Annotated in this window: 12 protein-coding genes and 1 pseudogene; 5 read left to right on the forward strand and 8 right to left on the reverse strand. The window is 63.0% G+C overall.

Annotated features, from left to right (window positions below; genetic code table 11):
* Nucleotides 1–77: 77 nt before the first annotated feature.
* From WF331_RS07235 to WF331_RS07255, 5 genes are all read right to left on the reverse strand, one after another.
* On the reverse strand, nt 78–2,528 hold the full coding sequence (locus tag WF331_RS07235) for a TonB-dependent siderophore receptor (RefSeq protein ID WP_340622775.1): 2,451 nt from the start codon (nt 2,526–2,528) through the stop codon (nt 78–80).
* A gap of 85 nt (nt 2,529–2,613) precedes the next feature.
* Complete coding sequence (locus WF331_RS07240) at nt 2,614–3,561, reverse strand: FecR domain-containing protein (RefSeq protein ID WP_340622776.1); 948 nt, start codon at nt 3,559–3,561, stop codon at nt 2,614–2,616.
* Between the two features lie 2 nt (nt 3,562–3,563).
* Nucleotides 3,564–4,094 (reverse strand): sigma-70 family RNA polymerase sigma factor, encoded by a 531-nt coding sequence (locus WF331_RS07245; RefSeq protein ID WP_016500357.1) that lies wholly within the window; start codon nt 4,092–4,094, stop codon nt 3,564–3,566.
* 97 nt (nt 4,095–4,191) lie between these two features.
* Nucleotides 4,192–6,963, reverse strand: coding sequence for an amino acid adenylation domain-containing protein (locus tag WF331_RS07250; RefSeq protein ID WP_340622777.1), 2,772 nt, complete (start codon nt 6,961–6,963; stop codon nt 4,192–4,194).
* A gap of 258 nt (nt 6,964–7,221) precedes the next feature.
* Nucleotides 7,222–7,920 (reverse strand): pirin family protein, encoded by a 699-nt coding sequence (locus WF331_RS07255; protein WP_340622778.1) that lies wholly within the window; start codon nt 7,918–7,920, stop codon nt 7,222–7,224.
* Nucleotides 7,921–8,095: 175 nt separating this feature from the next.
* On the opposite strand from WF331_RS07255, the gene WF331_RS07260 reads away from it, so the two are divergent.
* On the forward strand, nt 8,096–10,612 hold the full coding sequence (locus WF331_RS07260) for a UvrD-helicase domain-containing protein (protein ID WP_340622779.1): 2,517 nt from the start codon (nt 8,096–8,098) through the stop codon (nt 10,610–10,612).
* Between the two features lie 7 nt (nt 10,613–10,619).
* Here WF331_RS07260 and WF331_RS07265 read toward each other — a convergent pair whose 3' ends face one another.
* The gene (locus WF331_RS07265; protein WP_340622780.1) at nt 10,620–15,509 is read right to left on the reverse strand and encodes an NEL-type E3 ubiquitin ligase domain-containing protein; all 4,890 of its coding nucleotides are present in this window, start codon (nt 15,507–15,509) and stop codon (nt 10,620–10,622) included.
* Between the two features lie 180 nt (nt 15,510–15,689).
* On the opposite strand from WF331_RS07265, the gene WF331_RS07270 reads away from it, so the two are divergent.
* From WF331_RS07270 to WF331_RS07285, 4 genes and pseudogenes are all read left to right on the forward strand, one after another.
* Nucleotides 15,690–16,616: an alpha/beta fold hydrolase gene (locus WF331_RS07270; RefSeq protein WP_016500352.1), complete on the forward strand. Its 927-nt coding sequence runs from the start codon at nt 15,690–15,692 to the stop codon at nt 16,614–16,616.
* Nucleotides 16,617–16,691: 75 nt separating this feature from the next.
* A complete protein-coding gene (locus tag WF331_RS07275) occupies nt 16,692–17,111 on the forward strand; it encodes a VOC family protein (protein WP_059395052.1) in 420 nt (139 codons plus the stop codon).
* Nucleotides 17,108–17,344 (forward strand): annotated as a pseudogene (locus WF331_RS07280) (alpha/beta fold hydrolase); the annotation flags it as partial. The gene WF331_RS07275 and the pseudogene WF331_RS07280, both read left to right, overlap by 4 nt.
* 365 nt (nt 17,345–17,709) lie before the next feature.
* Nucleotides 17,710–19,389: an MFS transporter gene (locus tag WF331_RS07285; protein WP_016500349.1), complete on the forward strand. Its 1,680-nt coding sequence runs from the start codon at nt 17,710–17,712 to the stop codon at nt 19,387–19,389.
* A 130-nt stretch (nt 19,390–19,519) separates the two neighbouring features.
* Here the strand turns inward: WF331_RS07285 and WF331_RS07290 are convergent, their stop codons facing one another.
* Together WF331_RS07290 and WF331_RS07295 are read right to left on the reverse strand one after the other, a co-directional pair.
* Entirely contained in the window at nt 19,520–20,089 is a 570-nt protein-coding gene (locus WF331_RS07290) for a hypothetical protein (protein ID WP_016500348.1), read from the reverse strand.
* A gap of 9 nt (nt 20,090–20,098) precedes the next feature.
* Nucleotides 20,099–20,506, reverse strand: a complete 408-nt coding sequence (locus WF331_RS07295; protein WP_284362606.1) for a VOC family protein — start codon at nt 20,504–20,506, stop codon at nt 20,099–20,101.
* Between the last annotated feature and the right edge of the window lie 28 nt (nt 20,507–20,534).

Genomic DNA, 20,534 nt, shown 5'->3' on the forward strand with positions numbered 1-20,534 from the left:
TCTCAAGTCCTGCGCGGTTCTTGTGGGAGCTGGCTTGCCGGCGATGAGGCCAGGACGGGCAGCACAAGGCAGTAGCTCTAGAAGTCCCAGCGCGTCGTCACCATCATGTTGCGTGGCTCGCCGTGGTACGTGGTATCGAAGTTGCCAAGCCCGGTCAGGTAGACCTTGTCGAACACGTTGTTGGCATTGACCGTGAAGCTCAGGTGCTCGCTGTACTGATAGCGGGCCATCAGGTCCACCAGGGTGTAGCCGCCTTGTTTGATGCGGGTGTAGTCGTTGGCGATCGGGCTGTAGATGTTGCCGTAGAAGCCGCTCTGCCAGCGCAGCCCACCGCCCACGGTCACCTGGTCGAATGCGCCAGGCAGGCGGTAGGTGTTGAACAGCCGCACTACGTGCTCAGGCTTGGTGGTTGCCAGAGGGAAGCCGAAAATCCGTTGGTCGTCGGCGTCGCGGGTACGGGCGTAGGTGTAGCCGGCGGTGACGTTCCAGCCGGGGGCCAGTTCGCCGGCCAGCTCCAGTTCGACGCCCTTGGTGGTGGCACCGTCGATGGCCTTGTAGATACCTTCGTTGGTCACCGGGTTGGTGCCGATGTTGGAGGCGACGTTGTCTTGCTCGATGCGGAAGAACGCCAGGGTGCCGTTCAGCCTGCCGTCGAACCAGGCAGCCTTCAGCCCGGCTTCATAGCCGTCACCTTCGACGGGGGCGAGGGTGGCGCCGTTGATGTCCTTGTAAACCTGCGGCTGATAGATCGACGTGTAGCTGGCATACACCGAGTAGGTGTCGTCCAGGTCATAGACCACGCCCGCATAAGGGGTGACCACACCGTGTTCCTTGTAGCTTGCGTGGGTGTCGCTCAACGAAGACGTTGGGTAATAGTCCTGATCATCGTTGTACTTGAAGGTGCTGACCCGGGTGCCGAGGATGAGCGAAAGCTTGTCGGTCGGCCTCAGGCGGGTGGCCACGTAGGCGCCGTTCTGGCTTTGCGTGGTGGTGTAGTCGCCGTTTTTCGGTAAGTTCTGTTCCGGCAGTTTGCCATTCCAGTCGAAGATGGAGCCGGGCACCATGGCGAACGCGCTGCCGTCGTAGGTATCGCCGGTCTGCTTCGAATGAGAGGTCATGAAGCCTGCCACCAGGTCGTTCTCGCGGCCGAACAGGGTGAACGGGCCGGAGACATTCACGTCTGCGGTGTTCTGCACGCGGTGACCCTCCCAGCGCCCCCAGTACAGGAACATGCCCTCGCCGGTCGCCGGGTCCGGGTTGCCGCCGCTGGCGGACGCCAGGCGCGTGTCATGATCGCTGATCATGTGGCTGAGGCTGAGCTTGACTTTCCAGTCGTTGGCCAGGGCCTGCTCCAGTGAGGTGAAGTAGGTGGTGGACTGGAAGTCGCGGCGGCTCCAGTCTGCCGCCGGGTTGTGCGAACGCGAGAAATCGGTGCGGCTGCCGTCGGAAAAGTAAGTCGGGTTACCTGTCCAGGACGACCCGCGCGGGGTGGTGGCCTGGTTGTCGATGCCGAAGGTGAGCAGGGTGTCTGGCGTCAGGTCGGCTTCAAGAATGCCGTAGTAGACATCCTTTTTCTGCTTGTAGTGGTCCAGGTACGACTTGCGGTCCTGGTAGGCACCCACCAGGCGGCCACGCACGCTACCGCTGTCGTTGAGCGAACCCGAAATATCACCTTCGGTACGGTAGTTGTCCCAGGACCCTGCACTGGCGGTGATCGACGCCTTGAAGTCTTGAGTGGGCTTCTTGCGCACCAGGTTGACCGTCGCCGAGGGGTCGCCAGAGCCGGTCATCAGGCCGGTCGCACCCTTGATGACTTCGATGCGGTCATAGGCGGCCATGTCGACGTGGGTCACGCCCTCATCGTAGACGCCGTCGTAGATGGTGTTGATGCCATCGTACTGGTAGTTGGTAATGGCAAACCCGCGGGCGGAGTACTCCATGCGTTCGCTGTCGTAAGCCTGAACCGAAACCCCGGGCGTGTTGCGCAGCACGTCGCCGATGTCTTGCGAGCCATGGTCGTCGATCACCTGGCGGGTGATCACGCTGACCGACTGCGGCGTTTCGCGCAGGGTCAGCGGCAGCTTGGTTGCGCTGGTAGAACCGCCGGTGGTGTAGGCGCCGGTACCCTCGGTGACGTTACCCAGCCCCAGGGCATCGACGCGGCTGGGGGCTAACTCCAAGGCATCGCCCTGTTGGGTGCTTGACAGCAGCGAATAGCGCCCGTCGCTTTCCCGGGTAGCCTGCAACCCGGTGCCACTGAGCAGAATCTGCAAGGCTTGGTCGACGTCATAGCGCCCCTCAAGCGCAGGCGAACGTTTACCGCGCGTCCAGTGGGTGTCGAACGACAGCACGATGCCAGACTCGGCAGCGAACTGGGTCAGCGTTTCGCCAAGATCGCCCTGCGGCAGTTGGTAGTCATGGGCTTGCGCGGCGCTGGCAGCGCCAGGCCCCGCTAGCAGTGCAGTCAGTAACAGGCAGGTGCGCAGGCCTGGCGCAGTGAAAGGCCTGGGGTTGAAGCGGCAGGTCATCGTCGCGTTTCTCTGATAGGTAAAAGTCGGGATACCTATGAGTCGGATAACCCCTGGCAAAGTGATCAGGCGCCCAGCATTTTTTTTACGCCGCCGTGATGGTGACCCAGAAACGCGTACGCACCTGGACCTGCACCGGCAGTGACGTGGTCAGCGCGCGCAGGATCTGGTCGGTATCGTCGAGCCGGTAGGTGCCGCTAATGCGCAGGCCTGCCACGGCTGGCGTGCAGCGCAGCCAGCCCGGGCGGTAGCGTGAAAGGTTGCTGATGAACGCGTCGAGGCGCTGGTCATTGGCGATCAGCAACCCCCGGCCCCACGCATCTGCGGCCAAGGGGACGGTTTCCAGCGCGGCGAAGCCCTGGTCGTTGAACCGACAGCGCTCGCCGCTGTTTACCAGCAGGGTCTGGCCCGAGCTCAGGGTTACACGCGCCTGCCGGGCAAATACCTCCAGGCTGCTGCCGTCATCGAACAAACGCAGGGCGAAGCGGCTTTCGCCTGCCTCGACCGTGCCGTTTCGGGTGCTGACCGTGCAATGCTGGCGAGCTGGCACTGTGACCATGACTTCACCTTGGCGCAGCAGCAAGCGTGCAGGGCCGAGGCCGTCACCCACATCGACTGCAGAGGCGGTATTGAGCATCAACGCAGTGCCATTGCTCAGCATCAGCGAACGCTGTTCGCCCACGCCGGTGCGCACGTCTGCCAGCAGTGGAGACTGCTTGACCTCCCGGTATCCCCCCAGGCCCAGCGCGCCGCCGCCCAGCAGTATCAAGCCAGCCTTGACCACCCGCCGACGGCTAGCGTTGCGGCCGTGGGCTGCCAGCGCCAGTACGCGTGCAGACGCCGGGTTTTCGCTGGCTGCCATGCGCGTTTGCAGGCGCTCTGCCTGCTGCCAAGCCCAGGCATTGACCGGCGTCGCATTCAGCCACAGCTGCCAGGCCGAGTAATCACTGGCCTGCACCTCACCGCTGTTGAGCTGGCTGAACCAGTGCGCGGCCTGGCGCAATGAAGCCAGTTGCTCGGCATTCAGGTTCATGCTCAGTGACCATGCCCAAGGCTGTAGATCATGCAGTGCTCGGCCGCCTTGGCAATGTAGCGGCGCACACTGACTTCGGAAATACCCAGCTGGGTGGCGATGTGTTTGTAGGGCATGCCATCGATCTGCGAAAGCAAAAACGCTTCACGTACCTTGGGCCCGAGCGCGGCTAGCATGGCGTCGAGCTCGAACAAGGTTTGCAGCAACGCCACGCGTTGCTCAGGTGAGATGTCCAGTGCTTCGGGTTGCTCGGCGAGCACCTGTAGCCAGGCCCTTTCCAGGTGCAGCCGGCGCAGGTGATCGATCATCAGGCGGCGAGCGATGGTTGCCAGGTAGCCTTTGGGTTCGCGCACGGCGTCAAGCTTTGCAGCGGCGTCGGCTGCAGACATGACACGCACGAACACATCCTGGACAAGGTCTGCTGCCAGGTGGCTGCAGTTCACCCGCGGTTTCAGCCAGTTATGCAACCATTTGCTCTGGGCGCGGTATAGCTGGCTGACTTGAGAAGTAAAAGCTATATCCGGGATGCTCATCCATGCCGCCTGAAAATTTTTACAAATGTTAATGGTTCGCATTTTAGGCAGAGTATTTCAGGGTTTGCAATCACAGCGCCATTGCCGGCAAGTCAGCTCAAGCAGAGGTAGCACGCTCTGCCGCATCGGCTCCACGCGCCTGGTTTTGCTTGTTCCATCGCGTTAACAGCAGACGCAACAGGGTGTTCCAGCAGTAACCCACCAGTACCCCTCCGGCGAGTGCCAGGGCGACCTCGAACAGCGGATGCCTGAAAACATGGTCCGCCAGCGACTGGAACTGGAAATGCGTCAGGTAGATGAACAAGGTTGACGATGCAATGACCGCACCTCCCCGTGCTACCAGGGCGGGCACTGGCACCGAGCGGAACCAGATAAGGGCCAGCATCGCCGGCAGGGCGATATCGATATAACGCAAGAAAGCCTCCCTGCCAACGCCGGCAACCGCCATCAGGTCCAGCTCGCCGACCACCAGCACGGCCACCGCGCTGGCCACCCACTTGCGCGCGGTGGTATCGGCATGGTGCACGGCCATGCCCAGCACCATGACCGCCAGAAAGTGCTGCGGTACCCGGTTGAGCAGCGCACTGGCGTCGAACACGAAGCGGCTGAGCAGCACATCCAGCGCCACCAGCGCACAAGCCGCAATGATCAGGCAGCGGAACGGGTCGGCGAGGACGGCTTGGCGCACGCGCCTGATGGACAGCACCACACCAATGATCAGGATCATCTGTACCAGCACTTCGATGTACCAGTAATTGAACAGGCTGACCTCGCTGGCCGGGAACCAGTTGGACACCAGCAGCAGCGATTGCCAGTGCAACCGGTCGAACACCAGCTGGATCAGCGCGGTGTACAACAGTGTGGGCACCACGATGGCCGTCAGCGACCTGAGCAGCGTGCGCGCATCGCCACGCTCTTCGATGGCTTTGAGCTGGAACCGCGCCAGGCTGATGCCGGAGACCAGGAACAGCACCGATGTTTCGCCGACGATCAACCAATGGTCGAACTCGCTCAGGTGGCCGACCACGATCAGGATGATGGCCAGCATCCGCACGAACACCGGCATCTCCATCACCCGCCACGCGCTTTTCGGGGGCGCATTCAGCTCGGCCAGCTGGCACACCGGCAGCGTTTCCCAGCGCTGTGGCAGGTGGCCGATCAGCTCCTCCAGCACCCGCGAGGCTTGCACGAACGACAGCGAGTCGCCGCCCAGTTCGACAAAGCTCAACCTGGCGTCCAGGCGCGGTACCTGGAGGATGCGCGCCCAGGCCGTGCTCAGTTTTTCCGCCAAGGGGGACAAGGGAAGGCTGGCGCTGTCGTCAAATGGCGCAGGCAAGGCGCGTTTGTCCACTTTGCCGTTAGGGGTGAGCGGCAGGGCCTCGAGGAACATGAACAGCGCCGGCACCATGTAGTCCGGCAGCTGGCCGGCGAGCGCCTGGCGCAGTTCATCGGCGCTGGTGGGCTTTTGACCAACGCAATAGGCCACCAGCCGGATCGACGCGCTGTCGTGGTTGGCCACGACCACGCATTGGCCGATGTGGGGGTGACGGGTGATGGCGTTCTCGATTTCCGCCAGCTCGATGCGGTGGCCACGGATTTTCACCTGGCTGTCACCGCGCCCCAGGAAACTGGCGCTGCCATCGGCCAGGTAGGTGCCCAGGTCACCGGTGCGGTAACAGCGGTCGCCTGCGTCCCCGGTGAACGGGTTGACGATGAACTTGGCCTCGGTCAGCGCCGGGTCGCCCCAGTAACCCTGCGACAGATAGGGGCTGCGGATGAGGATTTCACCGGTTTCGCCCACGCTGACCAGCTGGTTGGCCGCGTTGACCACCAGCAACTGCGCATTGGCGATACCTTTGCCCAAGGGCACCCGTGAACTGTCCCCGTCAGGGGAGAGGGTATGGAAGGCCATGGCTTGTGGCGTTTCCGTGGTGCCATAGAAGTTGACACTGACAGCGCAGGGCGCAATGGCGCGGATCTGCTGGTACAGCGCCGGGCTGAGCGCATCGCCGCCCCAGAACAGGTAGCGCAGTTGATCGAGTACCTGGCCATTCATGTGTGCGCCGGTCTCGATCAGCTTGCCCAGCGGGGGGGTGAGGTGGATTACGCTCACGCCGTGCTGTTGAATCCAGCCTGCCAGCTGTGACGGGTCGGTCAGGGTCGGCTGGGCGGGGCAGGCGATGGTCGCGCCAATCGACAGGGGCGTGAACACGTCGCGGTACACCGGGTCGTGGCCCAGACCGGAAAGCAGGGAGAAAGTATCAGCCTGGGTAAAGCCATGCTGGCGCACATGCCAGTCGATGAAGTGCACCAGGGGCGCGTGGTGAGTAACGATACCCTTGGGTTCACCTGTGCTGCCCGAGGTGAAGGTGATGTACGCCGGTTGCTCGGGGTTGACGCTGGGCAGCGCGACCTGTTGCCAGGGAAAAGCTTGCAGTGCCTCGGCGGGGGATTCCGGCACCGTAACCACAATGGGGCCGGAGGCGTCGAGGGATGCATCACCACAGCGCAGGACGACCGCAGGCGCCAGTGTACGGATGATCTGCCTGATGCGCACGGGAGGGTATGCAGCGTCGGCCACGGTAAAGGCCAGGCCGGCACGCAGGCAGCCGAGCATGGCGTACACCAGGGCGGCGCTGCGGCTGGCGACGATGACCACACGATCGGTACCACTGGCAGCGTTTTCTACCAGATACGCGGCAATGCCCTGGCTTATCTGCGCCAGTTGGGCATAGCTGCAGCTGCTGTGCCGGGCAAGGATGGCGGTGGCATCCGGGCAGCGGCCGGCCTGTTCGAGGAAGGCGTGGTGAATCGGCTGGTCGGCACGGTACTCCAGGCGCAGCGTTGGGTTCGGGCGCAGGTCCGGCATGATGGGTGAGGGCTCCGCATGAACGTTGGGGCTGGCTGGTAGCACAACGCTAGTGCAGGGTGGCCGATGGCGCCAATGTTCAGCGGGTTTGGGAGGTGCTTGTCGACAGTCGGGTGCGCAGCGCGCCGCTCTCGTGACACAAGGCGGCTCCCACAAATATGGCGTGGGCCCGGAACCTGTGCAGTCCCTGTGGGAGCTGGCTTGCCGGCGATGAGGCCAGTACAGGTATTGCAAGGCAGCCTGCACCGGCCCGATCCATCAGGCCACATCCACCAGCACGATCTCGCTGTCCTCGATGGCGGTCACCCGCAGCACGTCTTCCTGCTCGATCGCTACACCGTCCCGCGCCTTGGCCCGCAGCCCGTTGACGTCCACCAGCCCCTTGGCCGGCACCAGGTAACCCCTGCGGGCGGCATCGAAGCGGTACTCGGCGGTTTCACCTGCACGCAAGGTGGCGGCCACCAGGCGGGCATCGGTGCGAATCTGCAGGCTGTCTTCATCACCGGCACGGCCGCTGGCCAGGGTCACGAAGCCTTCGCCACGTTCGCCTTTGGGAAACGGCCGGCTGCCCCACTGCGGTGCTTCACCCGTGCGCTCCGGCACGATCCAGATCTGGAAAATACGTGTATCTACGTCTTCCTGGTTGTACTCGCTGTGCACGATACCGGTACCGGCGCTCATCACCTGCACGTCACCGGCTTCGGTACGGCCTTTGTTACCCAGGCTGTCCTGGTGGCTGATCGCGCCTTCACGCACATAGGTGATGATTTCCATGTCGCGGTGCGGGTGCGGCGGGAAGCCGTTGCCAGCCGCGATCAGGTCGTCGTTCCATACCCGCAGGTTGCCCCAGTGCATGCGCGCCGGGTCGTAGTATTCGGCGAATGAGAAATGGTGGTGGGCATCGAGCCAGCCGTGGTTGGCGTGGCCGAGGCCTTCAAAGGGTCGCAGTTGCAGCATGGTCGTGCTCCTTGAATCAGTGGAATGACGCCATGATGCGCTAATGAAACATCGAAAATAAGCGTAAATATCGGCTTAAAACAATCATATTGTTCGATGTAAATTGCTGCCATGCTTTATTCGCTTCATCGCCTAATCCACTGATCTGCAAGCATTCGCTGGCGATTTTCCGTCGATGCGGCGAACATGCCAGCTGTTTTTGTTTTTCAACGGAGTGACCGTGGCCCACGAGCAACCCCAGGCCCCCGCCGACCTTACCCCACCCGCGCAATTGCCCTGGTTTCGCCGCCTGGCCGCCCGCCTGCTGGGGCGTGGCCTGACCCGTCTGCAAGCCCAGCACCGTGACTCCTGGTTCCTCGGCCACGCCACCGGCCAGCGAAGTGGCCACGCCGATGGCGTTCGTGAAGGGTTCGACCGCGGGCGGGTGGAGGGTTACGAAGCCGGGCGCCAGGTGCTGGTGATCCGCGATACCCGGCCTGACATCGCTGCCGTGCCCGGTCAGGACGACAACCTGTTCGACGACTGGCGCCTGCCGTTGACAGCCGAGCTGAAAAAGCGCTTCAAAGCCGACGTCGCCCAACGCCTGCCCGCCGAGGCGCAACCCAGCGCCGCGCAGTGGAAACTGATCTTCAGTGACACCCCGTCCACCTGTGTGGTGGCCGGCGCCGGGGCAGGCAAGTCCACGTCGCTGGTGTTGCGCATCCTGCTGCTGCGCCATTATCTGGGTTACGAGCTGGACGCGATGACCGTGGTCACGTTCACCCGCGAGTCGCGCAAGGACTTCATCAAGCGCCTGGTGCAGGTATTCGCCCTGTGGCAGATCAGCCTGCAACCGGTGCAGGCTCGCGAACTGGTGCGTACCTTCCATTCGCGCATCCTGCCGCTGGTACGCAGCCTGCCGGGCTTCGGCCAGGTGCGCGCCTTCGAGACACTGGGCAACGAGATGCCTGCCGGGCGTGAGGCCGAGGCCGACAGCAACCCGTTCGACCTGCGCCTGAACGATGCCCAGCGCCAGCAACTGAACCAGTGCTATAGCAGCGTGCTGGGTGAGAGCCCGCGTTTTGCCGAGCTGGTCGGCCTGTTGCGCAGCGAAGCCTTGCAACTCAAACCACTGGACCCGAACAACCCTGACGTGCAGAAGCGCGCACAGGTGACCCAGTTGGCCGCCCAGCGCGACGAAGAACTGTGCGACGTAATCGAGGACCTGTGGTTCGCCGCCGGCGCCTGGCCGATCAAGGGCATCGAGCCTTGCCGCGAAACTGTCGACATCCGTGGCAGCCGCTTCCATGTGCATGGCCGCCTGGCTGGCCAGGGGCCATTGGTGGTGCTGGGCTTCGACCCGGCTGAAAGCCCACAGTACCAGCGCCCCGGCGCCAAGTTGGCAGTGCGTGCCGAGTGGGCGGTCAAGCGAACCCTGTTGCAGGCCTTCTGCGACCGGCCGCTGATCTGGCTCGACAACTATGCCATGGCCCGGCGCCTGGCGGCCTCGTTGGCTGGCGATGCCGTGGCCGGCCCGGGGTTCGAGTACAAGGTCAAGGGCGAACTGGCACCGGCGCCGTTGCTGGACGCCTTTGTCGGCGCGGCCAACTTCATCGAGAACCTTGGCCTGGACGTGAACAACGCGGTGGCGGCGATGAGCTTCCCGCCCGGCGACAGCGATGCCTTGTTTTTCGAGGCCCTGGCCCTGTACTGGAAGGCCCTGGAAGCACACCTGCTGGACCAGTCGCCGCCGGTGATGAGCTACAACCGCATGTTCGCCCTGTTCAGCGAGAACAACCCGGAAAACCTGCAACTGCTGCCCGACCCGTTGTTGCGGCCTCTGGCGCACCTGATGATCGACGAGTTCCAGGACGTGTCGCCGCAGATCGTCAGCTGGCTGCGCGCCAGCCTGGCTGAAATCCGCCGGCGTGGCCCGACCATGCACACCGGGCGCCATGCCCAGCATTCGTCGCTGCTGTGCGTGGGTGACGACTGGCAGTCCATCTACGGCTGGCGGGGCAGTTCGCCCAAGTACTTCATGGAATTCGCCAAAGCCTTCCCGTCGCCGGCCAACACGCGGGTGATGCTGGTCGACAACTATCGTTGCCAGCAGCAGGTGATCGACGCGGCCGAACACCTGGTCAAAGGCACCCCGGCGATTGCCGGCAAGAAAGCCCGCGCCAGTGGCCCGGCAGCCGAATTGCCGGGCTCTGCGGTCAAGGTGTTCGACCGTGACGAGGCCGCCTTGGGTGAAACGCTGATCGAGCACTACCAACGGGGTGAGACGGTCATGATGCTGTACCGCAAGGGCAGCGACAGGGCCTTGATGAGCGACCACCTGCAGAGCGTGCTGCACGCCGAGGCGGCGTTGCCGGCCGAGCAGCGCCGGCTGCGTCAGTTGACCTACCACAGTGCCAAGGGCTTGCAGGCCGATGCGGTGTTCATGCTGGGCGACTGCCAGTACCTGACCAGCTCGCCCTACAAGAACCAGGTGTACCGCCAGGCGGGTCTGGGCAAGGCCGGGGATGCCCAACCGTTCGATACGGCGCAGAAGGAAGAAGTGCAGCGCCTGGCCTACGTGGCGGTGACCCGCGCGGTGCAGCACTGCTACTGGCACGTGGAGGCCGCCAGTGGTGACGCCGCAGCGGCCCCACGGGCGTCCGGCCGGGTGGATGGCAAGCAGGCCTTCTTCGAAGACCTGCGCGGGCAGTGAGTGGGGTTCAGCGGCCGATTGTTTGCGTCTGGCGGGTGAGGCTGATCAGCAGACCGGTTTCAACCTGCTGCTGCTCGGCAGTCAGCGCGTCCACGCCTTGGCGATACTGCTGCTCGTTGAGCGCGACGCGACGCAGCCTGCCCTCGGCATCCACCGGGCTTTCAGGCATGACCCTGGCCAAGGCTCGTCGCACAGAGCTGTCCAGGGATGTCACTGGGTCGGCGGTTTCATCCAGGCAGTAATAGAGGTAGTCAAGGCCTGGCCGCCAGAAGTCGGTTATCAGGCTGAACTGTGCCGCATGCTCTCGTTTCAAGTACTCGACCCAGCCCGGCTGCTGGGTCAACCATTGCTCTCGAGCGGTGGCATCCGTATCCAGCTCAAGGACCGCAGCTTTCACCTTGTCGATGATTGTCTGGTTGATCCTGGCCGTGCTGCGGTACAGCATGCCGCTGCTCGGCTCAGGGTAGTCCAGCACGGTAGCCAAGGACTGGCGCAAGGCCAGGCGCAGCTCGATATCGTCCACCAGGCCGGTTGCCAGGGCGGAGTCCGGAAAGGCAGAGGGTTCGTCGAGCACATCGTATGAGGGTAGATCTTCATCGAAACCATCATTCAGTAGCGCCTGCTTGCGCAAGGACCGTTTCCAGCTGATGCGGTCCGCCAGTTGATTGACCTGATCGCGACGATACAACTTTCGATACAGGTTCAGCAGATCGGCCGGCCGACTACCGGCATGGCCGGCAGCGTCGTGGGCCAGCACTTCTATCTCCAAGGCACTGAATGCGTCGGCACCTGCGTCGCCGCAGGTTGGGGGGAAGTCCCCGGCCACTGTCGCGAGGCGTTCGCGCAACACGGTGTCGTGGGCAGCGTCATCCAGCAGCTCCCATACACGCTCCCTCAGGGCCTCGGCATCACGCCGCGCCTCTGCCGACTGGGCAACACGTTCAAGCACCCCCAGCAACGCTGCGTTTTCACCTTGGTCAAAGAGGCCGCTCCACAGCTGCTCTTCGGCACTGCTCGCGCCGCCACGGAAAAAACCTTGCCACGGCGGCACGTCTTCTGCGTGCTCGAATACATTGACGCCACTGCTGCCCAGGCGCGCACGTGCCTCGGCTTCCAGCGTGTTGTAGTTGAACAGCCAGCGGCGCTCAGGCAAGCGAGCGGCGACATCGCGGGCGAACGGGGTGCGCAGTACACCTGGCAAGTCTGGCAGGGTACGAATGCGGTTGGAGGAGAGGTTCAGATAGCGCAGCTCGTACTGGGGCTGGCTCATGAGGATTGTCAGGCTGTCGGGCCATTGCTGCAGTTCGCAGCGGTCAAGGTCCAGGTGGCTGAGGCGGGCCATGAAGCGCAGGTCTGGCGCCAGCCGCAGTGGGTTGCCCGACAGGTGTAGTACCTTGGGATGGATCATGTCCTGAAACTGGGCGGCCAGGCTCTCATCAAGTGTGATCTGGTTGCTGCCCAGGCCAAGTCCATCCAGGGGCAAACGCGTCAGGAAGGCCAAGCTGGCATTATCGAGCCGCAGCCGGTTACGGCTGAGGCCGAGCACCCGCAGGCCAGGCATCGCCCCAATGGCCTGCTGGGCAGTGGCTGAAAGGGTAGTAAGGCCATTGCCTGCCAGGCCCAGTTCGCGTAGCCGTGGTGCAGACTTGAGCGCCTCGAACAATGCTTCAGCGTCCATCTCCGGGTTACCGATGATTTCCAGGGTGTCCAGGTCAGGGAAGTTTGCCAGGAAGCCACCCTCCAGGCGTCGCATCTGCAACCCTTCAAGGACGAGTTGCCGGATATGCGGCATACGGGCAGTGAACGCTGGCAGCGCTTCCAGTTGCATCTGGCTCAGCACCAGCACTGCGCGTTGCGCGCCGCCTTCACGCCGCGAAGCACTCATCAGTCGCTCGGTGAATTGCTGGCGATCAAAGCGTTCTTCAAGGGTGCGTGAGGTGCTGACCCAGCGGTTGAGATCACGGTTAAGCGTGCGCTGCTCGGCTTCCAGTTGGCTGATTGCACTACCCAGGTCGCCTCCTTGGGCAAGTTCGGTTTGCAGCGCGCTGATCTCCTGGCTGCTGAGTTCGGGGTAGAGTGCCCGAAGTCGACGCGCGGCTGGCAAGGCTCGCGTTTGCAAGCCACGGCCGCTCAGGGGATAGCCAAGCTGGCCGTTGGCCAATCGCAAGGGGGAGCGGAACCTGGGATTGATGGGTTGCTGGCCGAGCAGTGAGGCGCAGTGCTGGCGATCGCCGAGGGCGAGTTCCAGCAACAGGGCAGGGTCAGCCTGCGGGTGTTCGGCTTGCAGCGCCTGTTGCAGGCGCAGGCTGTCGTCGTTGGCCAGGCTGGGCCTGAACAGGCCGAGGAGGGCGCGGTCAAGCCGCACTCGAGCTTGCAGAAGGCGCGCTTCCTCGGCAATGCGAAGCGGCACCCGCCCGTTTGTCAGGCGTTGCCGTTCGGCGTTGCTGATGTTGGCAAGCAATTCTTCAAGCGCGCTGTCCGGTAGCCCGGGAAACTGCCGGGCGAGGGTTTGTGCGGTTGCTGGGCGTGTGGGACGGTGTCTTTGTTGCAGGCTCTCGAACAGCGCCTCGCGATGCTGTTCCAGGTGTTGCGCGAGCTTGTTGTTCAGCGCGTGCGATCGGTGCTCGGCGGGTGTGTCACCGAGCAACTGCTCAATGGCTTCTTCATCCATCTGATCCAGCACGGTCTGGCTCAGCTGGCCATTGTCCAGGTCGGTACGGGTAATTTCGATTTCCACTTGGCCCAGCGTGTACGGGGGGCCGTAGCGCACAGATTCGCCCCAGGGTTCCGGCCCTTGGTAAACCTTGAGCACGTTCCCCTCGGGCCACCCCGGCAGGCGCAGCAACTCAGGCAAGGCGAAGTTCTTGTACGCAGCCAGCGGCAACCCATGGCGTACGCAGTTGATGATCTGTTGAGTTTGATTGTCCAGTTGCAACCGCTGCAGCGCGTCGATCAACAAAGCGGGTGGGCGCAGGCCCCCTGCCTGAGCGCGGCGCAGCACGTCTGGATCGGTACCGGTACCGCGCATGGCATGGTCCAGTTCGCTGTCGTCCAGGCCTGCGCTATGGTCGCCAAGGCGGCGCATGAGCTGTTCGCGGTCCCATTCCAGAGGCTGCTCATGAGCCAGTTGCCAGCGGGCATTACCGTGGTGGAGCAAGCGTGGGGCATAGGCCTGTGCATCCTCGGGGTGGCGCACGTACCATTGCTGGTCTGCGTCCTGAAACACTTCGTACAGCGTCCCATCCAGCTGGAGAAAGGTCTTCCCATCGATGTGCACATGGCCGAGCAGGTCGGGTTGGGCCCCATCAGGGATAGCCGTTTTGCTCGCATAGGGCGTCATGTCGGGGTGCCAGAGCACTTCTTTGTCTTCATGCCACACACTCGTCAGCGCATCGACAAAGCCTGACGCCTGGACGAGCTTGGCGCCGGTAGCAAAGCCGGCAATCACTGCCGCATTGATTGCCAACGATTCCAGTTGCGCCAGTGCTTGCCGGGTATCGCCTTCTTCCCACGCCTCGAACCCGGTGAAAACCGAGCTCATCAGGTCGTAAGCGAAAACGCCGAGCATGACTGTGTTCAACCCTGGTACGAAAAACGCAGCGACGTTCAGCACATTCATGCCCACCTCGAGCCAGTGCTTCAGTCGCTTGTCGCGGGCCTTGGCGTCGACCTCGGCGGTGGGGACCGCAATGGTTCTTGCGTCGGCCTTCATCCGCGCAAGGTGGGCGTTGTACAAGGTCGCCCAAGGGTCGGTTCTGATTGGCGAGAGGGTGAAGGGGATTGCGGGCATTTTTCTGGGTTTGCGTCTGCCTGCTTCATCCTGTTCGAACAGCGCATTTTCCAGTTTGTCGGCCAGTTCCTTTTGCCTGTCTTTGTAGGCGAAATGCACCACGCTTTGGCGAAACTCGCTTTGCAACAGGCGGCTACGCAGGTGTTTGCCGGCTTCCTGGCGAGAAGCAAACTCCCTTATAGGGTGCTCGCTGTCGCCAGGCATATACAGGACGCAGGGGTTTGTCCGGTCAGGATTGTCTGGCCCGATGAACAGCATTTCGTGGACGGGGATACCGAACAGGCTGAAGTTCCAGCAATGCAGTGCCTGTTTTTCATAGGTAGGTTGAGGCTTGCCGTCGCACAGTTGCACAAGCGCATCGAGCCCATGTTCGCTCAGCAGGCCTTTGAGCTTTGCAATCAGTGCCTGAACCCTCAGGGCCTCGCGACTCGCTGCTATTGACAGGCGCTGGACTTCAGCGCGATTGGCACCCTCATGGGTTGCCAGCAGATGTTCCTGATAGCGTGCGCCCAGGTCCAGCCCCCGACAATGGTTGACGAAGTCCGCCATCGCCAGGCCCGGTAGAGGCGAATCGCTGCCAGCAGCGCTGGTGAGCCTGCTGTAAGCACCTACTTCGGCCAGGCCCTCGAAATTGTGCAGGGCAGCCTCCAGCAAGCTGCGTGTTTGCGGTTCGCCCACAGGGCGGGTGGTCAGCACATCCACCTCAAGGTCGGGGACCAAGGGCGTTTCTACGTCGGGTACGCCGACCCAGATGTTGGCGTCTGATTCAAAGGGCTGGAACACATATTGCGCCCTGTCTACGGGCACGCTCACCTTCAAGCGCTTGGTCAGCAGTGGGGTGCAGAAGCCGACGATGTCCTGGAAACCCGCCAGTGCCTGCCTGACTTGTACCAGGCGTTTGTCCCGCGTTTTGATAGCTCTGAGCAACTGCTCACGCGCTGGCTCATCGGCAGTGGCGTACCAAGAGTAAGGGGAGCCATCTTCATCCAGATACTCCTTGCGCAGGCTTTGCAGCACTTTGTGCGTATGTGCGGGCTGAAGAACCTTGCTCCATTTCGGTAATGTTCGGGTTATCTGGCTTTCATGTAACGGCGTGGGGTTGGTCATGGCAACGGTCTCTTGCGTTGGGGGCCAATAGTCCACGCTCATCAAGGCGCCATGGTGCGGTAGATAGTTGTCGTCAAGGGTCGGTGCTGCGCATGCGCGGGTCGGTGAGGGGCTAGCGGCGAGGGGGGATGTGCGAGAGGGTGAGGCAGGCCAAGACGCAGGCAGCCAAGGAGAATTGCAATGCGTTCGCTGTGCAGTCCGAAAGATCACCTGCTCGACCTCGATGGTATTGAAATAGCGGTCCGCACCTGGGGCGCCGAAGACGGTATTCCCGTCCTGGCCTTGCATGGCTGGCTGGATAACGCTGCCTCGTTCGAACGCCTGGCACCGATGCTGGACGGTTGCTTTGTGGTGGCCCCCGACCTGGTCGGCCATGGCCGTTCGGACCATCGCCGCCGCGACAGTGGCTATTACCTGTGGGAGCATGCCGAAGACATGCTGGCGGTGACCGACAGCCTGGGCCTGGCGCAATTCCATGTGCTGGCCCATGGCATGGGCACCGGTGTGGCGTCGCTACTGGCGGCCATGACCAGTGGCATTGCCAGCATGACCTTCCTCGACGGCATGGGTGCCCCGTTCACGGTGGCCGAGGATGACCGCGTGCAGCACCTGGCGCGGGCCTACCGGCTCAAACGTATGGTCCAGCGCAGCCAGCTGCCGGGCTTTGCCGAGCCGGACGTCGGCCGCTTCGATGACCTGGACACCGCCCTGGCGCAACGGCGCGAGCGCCTTGACACCGAACTGTCGGAAGGTGCCGCACGGCTGCTGGCGTTGCGCGACCTGCTGCAACTGGGCGATGGCTATTGCTGGCGCCACGACCCGCGGCTGGTGTTGCCCGAACCCATGCCGCTGACCGAGCGCGACGCATGCGACCTGCTCAACCAGATCCGCTGCCCGCTGTACCTGCTGTTCGGCCGTCAAGGGGCATTCACCGGCGAGGCTTTTACCCGGCGTCAGGCAGCCTTGCCCAGCCATGCCAAGGTTTCCTGGCATCCCGGCGGGCACCACTTCCACCTGGATGCCCCGGACCGGGCGCTGGTCGACCAACTGCTGCGTATCCTGGCGCACCATGAAGGGGGCGTGCTGCAACGCTTGGTAAACGAGTAGCTGGTTCTGTTCACTCCGGGCGAAGCTGGGCTATGGTGGCGAAACTATTCGCACTCATGGCACAAGGAGCCCGGTATGCGACCGTTCGCTATCAAGCACATAGATCATCTTGTTCTGCGGGTCAGCGACCTGCCGCGCAGTGTTGCCTTCTACACCGAGCTGCTCGGTTGCCACGTCAGCCGTGTGCGCGAAGACCTGGGCATGGTGCACCTCGCCACGGGCACGGCGATGATCGACCTGGTGACCCTGGACGGCCCGCTGGGGCGGCCAGGCGGGGCGGCGCCGGGGCTGGAAGGGCGCAACCTGCACCATTTCTGTCTGCGTATCGAGCCGTTCGACGAGGCCGCCTTGATCGCCTACCTGGAAGCCGCCGGGGTAAAAGTGGAGCCGGCAGAAAAGCGTTATGGCGCTGAAGGCGAGGGTCCGTCGCTTTACTGCTACGACCCGGATGGCAACCAGGTCGAGTTGAAGGGGCCGGTAGCGGAGGCGGTATGAGCGACCTGCACATGCGCGAGCACTGGGTCGACACCGCGCAAGGCAAGTTGTTCGCCCAGGATTGGACGCCGTTGCAGGCACAGGGGGCGCCCATTGTCCTGCTGCATGATTCGCTGGGGTGTGTGGCGTTGTGGCGCGACTTCCCAGCGCAGTTGGCGCAAGCCACCGGGCACCGGGTAATCGCCTACGACCGCTTGGGCTTTGGCCGTTCGGACGCGCATCCGGGCAGTTTGCGGTGATGCCGTTGCGTACATAGTCGGTCTTGACGGCTGGCGCTCCCACAAAAGTCCGTGATGTGCCGCTACAGCTTCTGCATGCCCACCCTCTACGCCCCACTGTTCTTCATTGGTTTCATCGCCGCAGCACTGTCATTGGCAGCCCACCCGGTGATGCCGTCTCGTTCATGCCGCCCTCTTGTGTATGGCCAGGCGGGTGGATATCCCGGCAATCCCGATTATGCTTCATTTACCTTGCTGCGATCCGAGGCGGCCCGCCTCGTCGTGCTTCGCGCAACCAAAGCAAGCCCCAGGGCCTGGGTGCGACGGTGAAGTGGTTGTGAGGTGCTCCGGCCTGTATGACGACATGACGGAGGCAACCCATGGCGGTTCTCGACAGCGCATCCACGGGCAGTAGCGCGCCCCAACGCGGTATCACCAAGGAGGAGCGCAAGGTCATCTTCGCCTCATCCCTGGGCACGGTGTTCGAATGGTACGACTTCTACCTGTACGGCTCCCTCGCCGCGATCATCGCCAAGCACTTCTTTGCCGGTGTCAATGAAACCACCTCGTTCATCTTCGCCTTGCTTGCCTTTGCCGCCGGTTTTGCCGTACGGCCGTTCGGGGCAATCGTGTTCGGCCGCCTGGGTGACATGATCGGGCGCAAGCATACGTTCCTTATCACGATTGTGATCATGGGCCTGTCTACCGCGCTGGTGGGCCTGCTCCCGAGCTACAGCGCGATCGGCGTGGCCGCGCCGGTCATCCTGATTACCTTGCGGTTGCTGCAGGGCCTGGCCCTGGGGGGGGAGTACGGCGGCGCGGCCACCTATGTGGCCGAACATGCGCCCAAGGGCCGTCGCGGCTTTTTCACCGCCTGGATCCAGACCACAGCCACGTTGGGGCTGTTCCTGTCGCTGCTGGTGATCATGAGCTGCCGCACGGTCATGGGTACTGAGGTGTTCGAGGCCTGGGGCTGGCGGGTGCCGTTCCTGCTGTCGATCCTGCTGCTGGCGATTTCGGTGTACATCCGCATGCAGCTCAACGAGTCGCCGGTGTTCATGAAGATGAAGGCCGAGGGCAAGGCATCCAAGGCACCGCTGACCGAGTCGTTCGCCCGTTGGGACAACCTCAAGGTGGTGATCATGTCGCTGCTGGGCGGCACCGCCGGCCAGGCCGTGGTGTGGTACACCGGGCAGTTCTATGCGCTGTTCTTCCTGTTGCAGATGCTCAAGATCGAGCCGCAGACGGCCAACCTGCTGATTGCCGGCTCGTTGCTGATCGGCACGCCGTTCTTCATCATCTTCGGTAGCCTGTCCGACCGCATTGGCCGCAAGAAGATCATCATGGCCGGCTGCATCATCGCTGCGCTGACCTATTTCCCGATCTTCAAGGCGCTGACCGAGTACGGCAACCCGGACGTGTTCGTCGCCCAGGAGCAGAACCCGGTCGTGGTAGTGGCTGACCCTGGTCAGTGCGCGTTCCAGTTCGACCCGGTGGGCAAGGCCAAATTCACCAGCTCCTGCGACATCGCCAAGAGCCTGCTGGCCAAGCGCGCCATTCCCTACACCAACCAGGCGGCCGAACCTGGCAGCGTGGCGCAGATTCGCATTGGTGAGCGGGTGCTGCCGAGCTTTGAAGGCAGCAGCATGGCCGCAGCGGACTTCAAGGTGCAGAGTGAAGCGTTTACTGCCACCTTGAGTGGTGCGTTGAAAGAAGCCGGCTACCCGGAAAAGGCCGACCCGGCGAAGATCCACTACCCGATGGTGCTGTTGCTGCTGACCATTTTGGTGATCTACGTGACCATGGTCTACGGCCCGATTGCTGCCTGGCTGGTCGAGCTATTCCCGGCGCGTATCCGCTACACCTCGATGTCGCTGCCTTACCACATCGGTAATGGCTGGTTCGGCGGCTTCCTGCCGACGGTGGCGTTTGCCATGGTGGCGGCGACCGGGGATATCTATTACGGCTTGTGGTACCCGATTGTGATCGCGGTAATGACGGCGGTGCTGGGGATCTTCTTCCTGCCGGAGACCAAGGACCGGGATATCAACCACACCTGAGACTGATGGGGCAGTTGTGCTGGCCTCTTCGCGGGCTCGCCCGCTCCCACAGATACAACACAGATTTCACGGCTTGTGTTGTACCTGTGGGAGCGGGCGAGCCCGCGAAGAGGCCGGTACAGCCCACTAATCAATCGAAGTAGCCGCGCAGGCCAAAGGCATACCCGGTATCCACCTGCGCGGCCTCACCCCGGCTCCAGCGCTTCTTCAGCACGAACTCGAACGCCGGCTCGTACAACCCGTCGCGCACCAGCGCCCCCGCCAGTACCTCCACGTCATACCAGCCATTGTCCAGCTCGATGATCGGCCGCCCCGGCACCTGGTAGCGGGCAATCAGGTCACCCAGGGTCTTGGGCGTGAAGTGCTGCAGGATGCGCCAGGTGTACAGCATCAGCGCACCGTGCTCGACCCGCAAAACATAGCCATTACGCCGGTGCTTCAGGCGGCTGCCAGCTTCGCGCAGGGCCGGGGTATGGCCATCGAGGGTGAACAGAATGCGGTAGGGCAGGTTGTCGACCCCCGCCAGCGGCAGCACGACGCCTTCGCGTACCGCCTTGTCGCCGATGTCACCATGGGTAAACGCGTAGGCGAGGTCGTCCGGTAGCTCATGCTCCTGCTTGAAACGTTCGAGCAACTGGATATCGCCAAGCAGAAAGTAATCGACCAGGTCGTTCAGTACTTCGCTGAATTCGTGGCGCATCTGTTTTCCTTATTGGTGCGCGAGGGGCTGTCTGTGTTTCTGGGCGATCTGGATCAGGTTGCCACAGGTGTCATCGAACACGGCCACGGTGACGGGGCCTAGGTCGGTGGGCGGCTGGGTGAACTGCACACCCGCCGCGCAGAGGCGGGTGTATTCGGCCTGTATATCGCGCACGCCAAACGAGGTGGCGGGGATGCCATCCTGCTTGAGCGCCGCCTTGTACACCTTGGACGCCGGGTGCGCGTCGGGCTCCAGCAACAGCTCGACGCCGTTGGGATCGTTGGGGGAGGTCAGCGTCAGCCAGCGGTGCCGGCCCATGGGGATGTCGTGCCTGGGCTCGAAACCGAGTACGTAGTGGTAGAAGGCCAGGGCCTTGGCCTGGTCGTCGACAAGAATGCTGGTGACCACGATCTTCATAGGCGTACACCGTAATGCTGAGGCCGTT

This window comes from Pseudomonas sp. YNh (genome assembly GCF_037993085.1).
GTDB classification, from domain to species: Bacteria; Pseudomonadota; Gammaproteobacteria; order Pseudomonadales; family Pseudomonadaceae; genus Aquipseudomonas; species Aquipseudomonas putida.

What these genes read in the sequence shown, in the direction of transcription:
- WF331_RS07235 (WP_340622775.1), bottom strand. Translation starts at nt 2,528, where the DNA reads ATGACCTGCCGCTTCAACCCCAGGCCTTTCACTGCGCCAGGCCTGCGC.
- WF331_RS07240 (WP_340622776.1), bottom strand. Translation starts at nt 3,561, where the DNA reads ATGAACCTGAATGCCGAGCAACTGGCTTCATTGCGCCAGGCCGCGCAC.
- WF331_RS07245 (WP_016500357.1), bottom strand. Translation starts at nt 4,094, where the DNA reads ATGAGCATCCCGGATATAGCTTTTACTTCTCAAGTCAGCCAGCTATAC.
- WF331_RS07250 (WP_340622777.1), bottom strand. Translation starts at nt 6,963, where the DNA reads ATGCCGGACCTGCGCCCGAACCCAACGCTGCGCCTGGAGTACCGTGCC.
- WF331_RS07255 (WP_340622778.1), bottom strand. Translation starts at nt 7,920, where the DNA reads ATGCTGCAACTGCGACCCTTTGAAGGCCTCGGCCACGCCAACCACGGC.
- WF331_RS07260 (WP_340622779.1), top strand. Translation starts at nt 8,096, where the DNA reads ATGCGGCGAACATGCCAGCTGTTTTTGTTTTTCAACGGAGTGACCGTG.
- WF331_RS07265 (WP_340622780.1), bottom strand. Translation starts at nt 15,509, where the DNA reads ATGACCAACCCCACGCCGTTACATGAAAGCCAGATAACCCGAACATTA.
- WF331_RS07270 (WP_016500352.1), top strand. Translation starts at nt 15,690, where the DNA reads ATGCGTTCGCTGTGCAGTCCGAAAGATCACCTGCTCGACCTCGATGGT.
- WF331_RS07275 (WP_059395052.1), top strand. Translation starts at nt 16,692, where the DNA reads ATGCGACCGTTCGCTATCAAGCACATAGATCATCTTGTTCTGCGGGTC.
- WF331_RS07285 (WP_016500349.1), top strand. Translation starts at nt 17,710, where the DNA reads ATGGCGGTTCTCGACAGCGCATCCACGGGCAGTAGCGCGCCCCAACGC.
- WF331_RS07290 (WP_016500348.1), bottom strand. Translation starts at nt 20,089, where the DNA reads ATGCGCCACGAATTCAGCGAAGTACTGAACGACCTGGTCGATTACTTT.
- WF331_RS07295 (WP_284362606.1), bottom strand. Translation starts at nt 20,506, where the DNA reads ATGAAGATCGTGGTCACCAGCATTCTTGTCGACGACCAGGCCAAGGCC.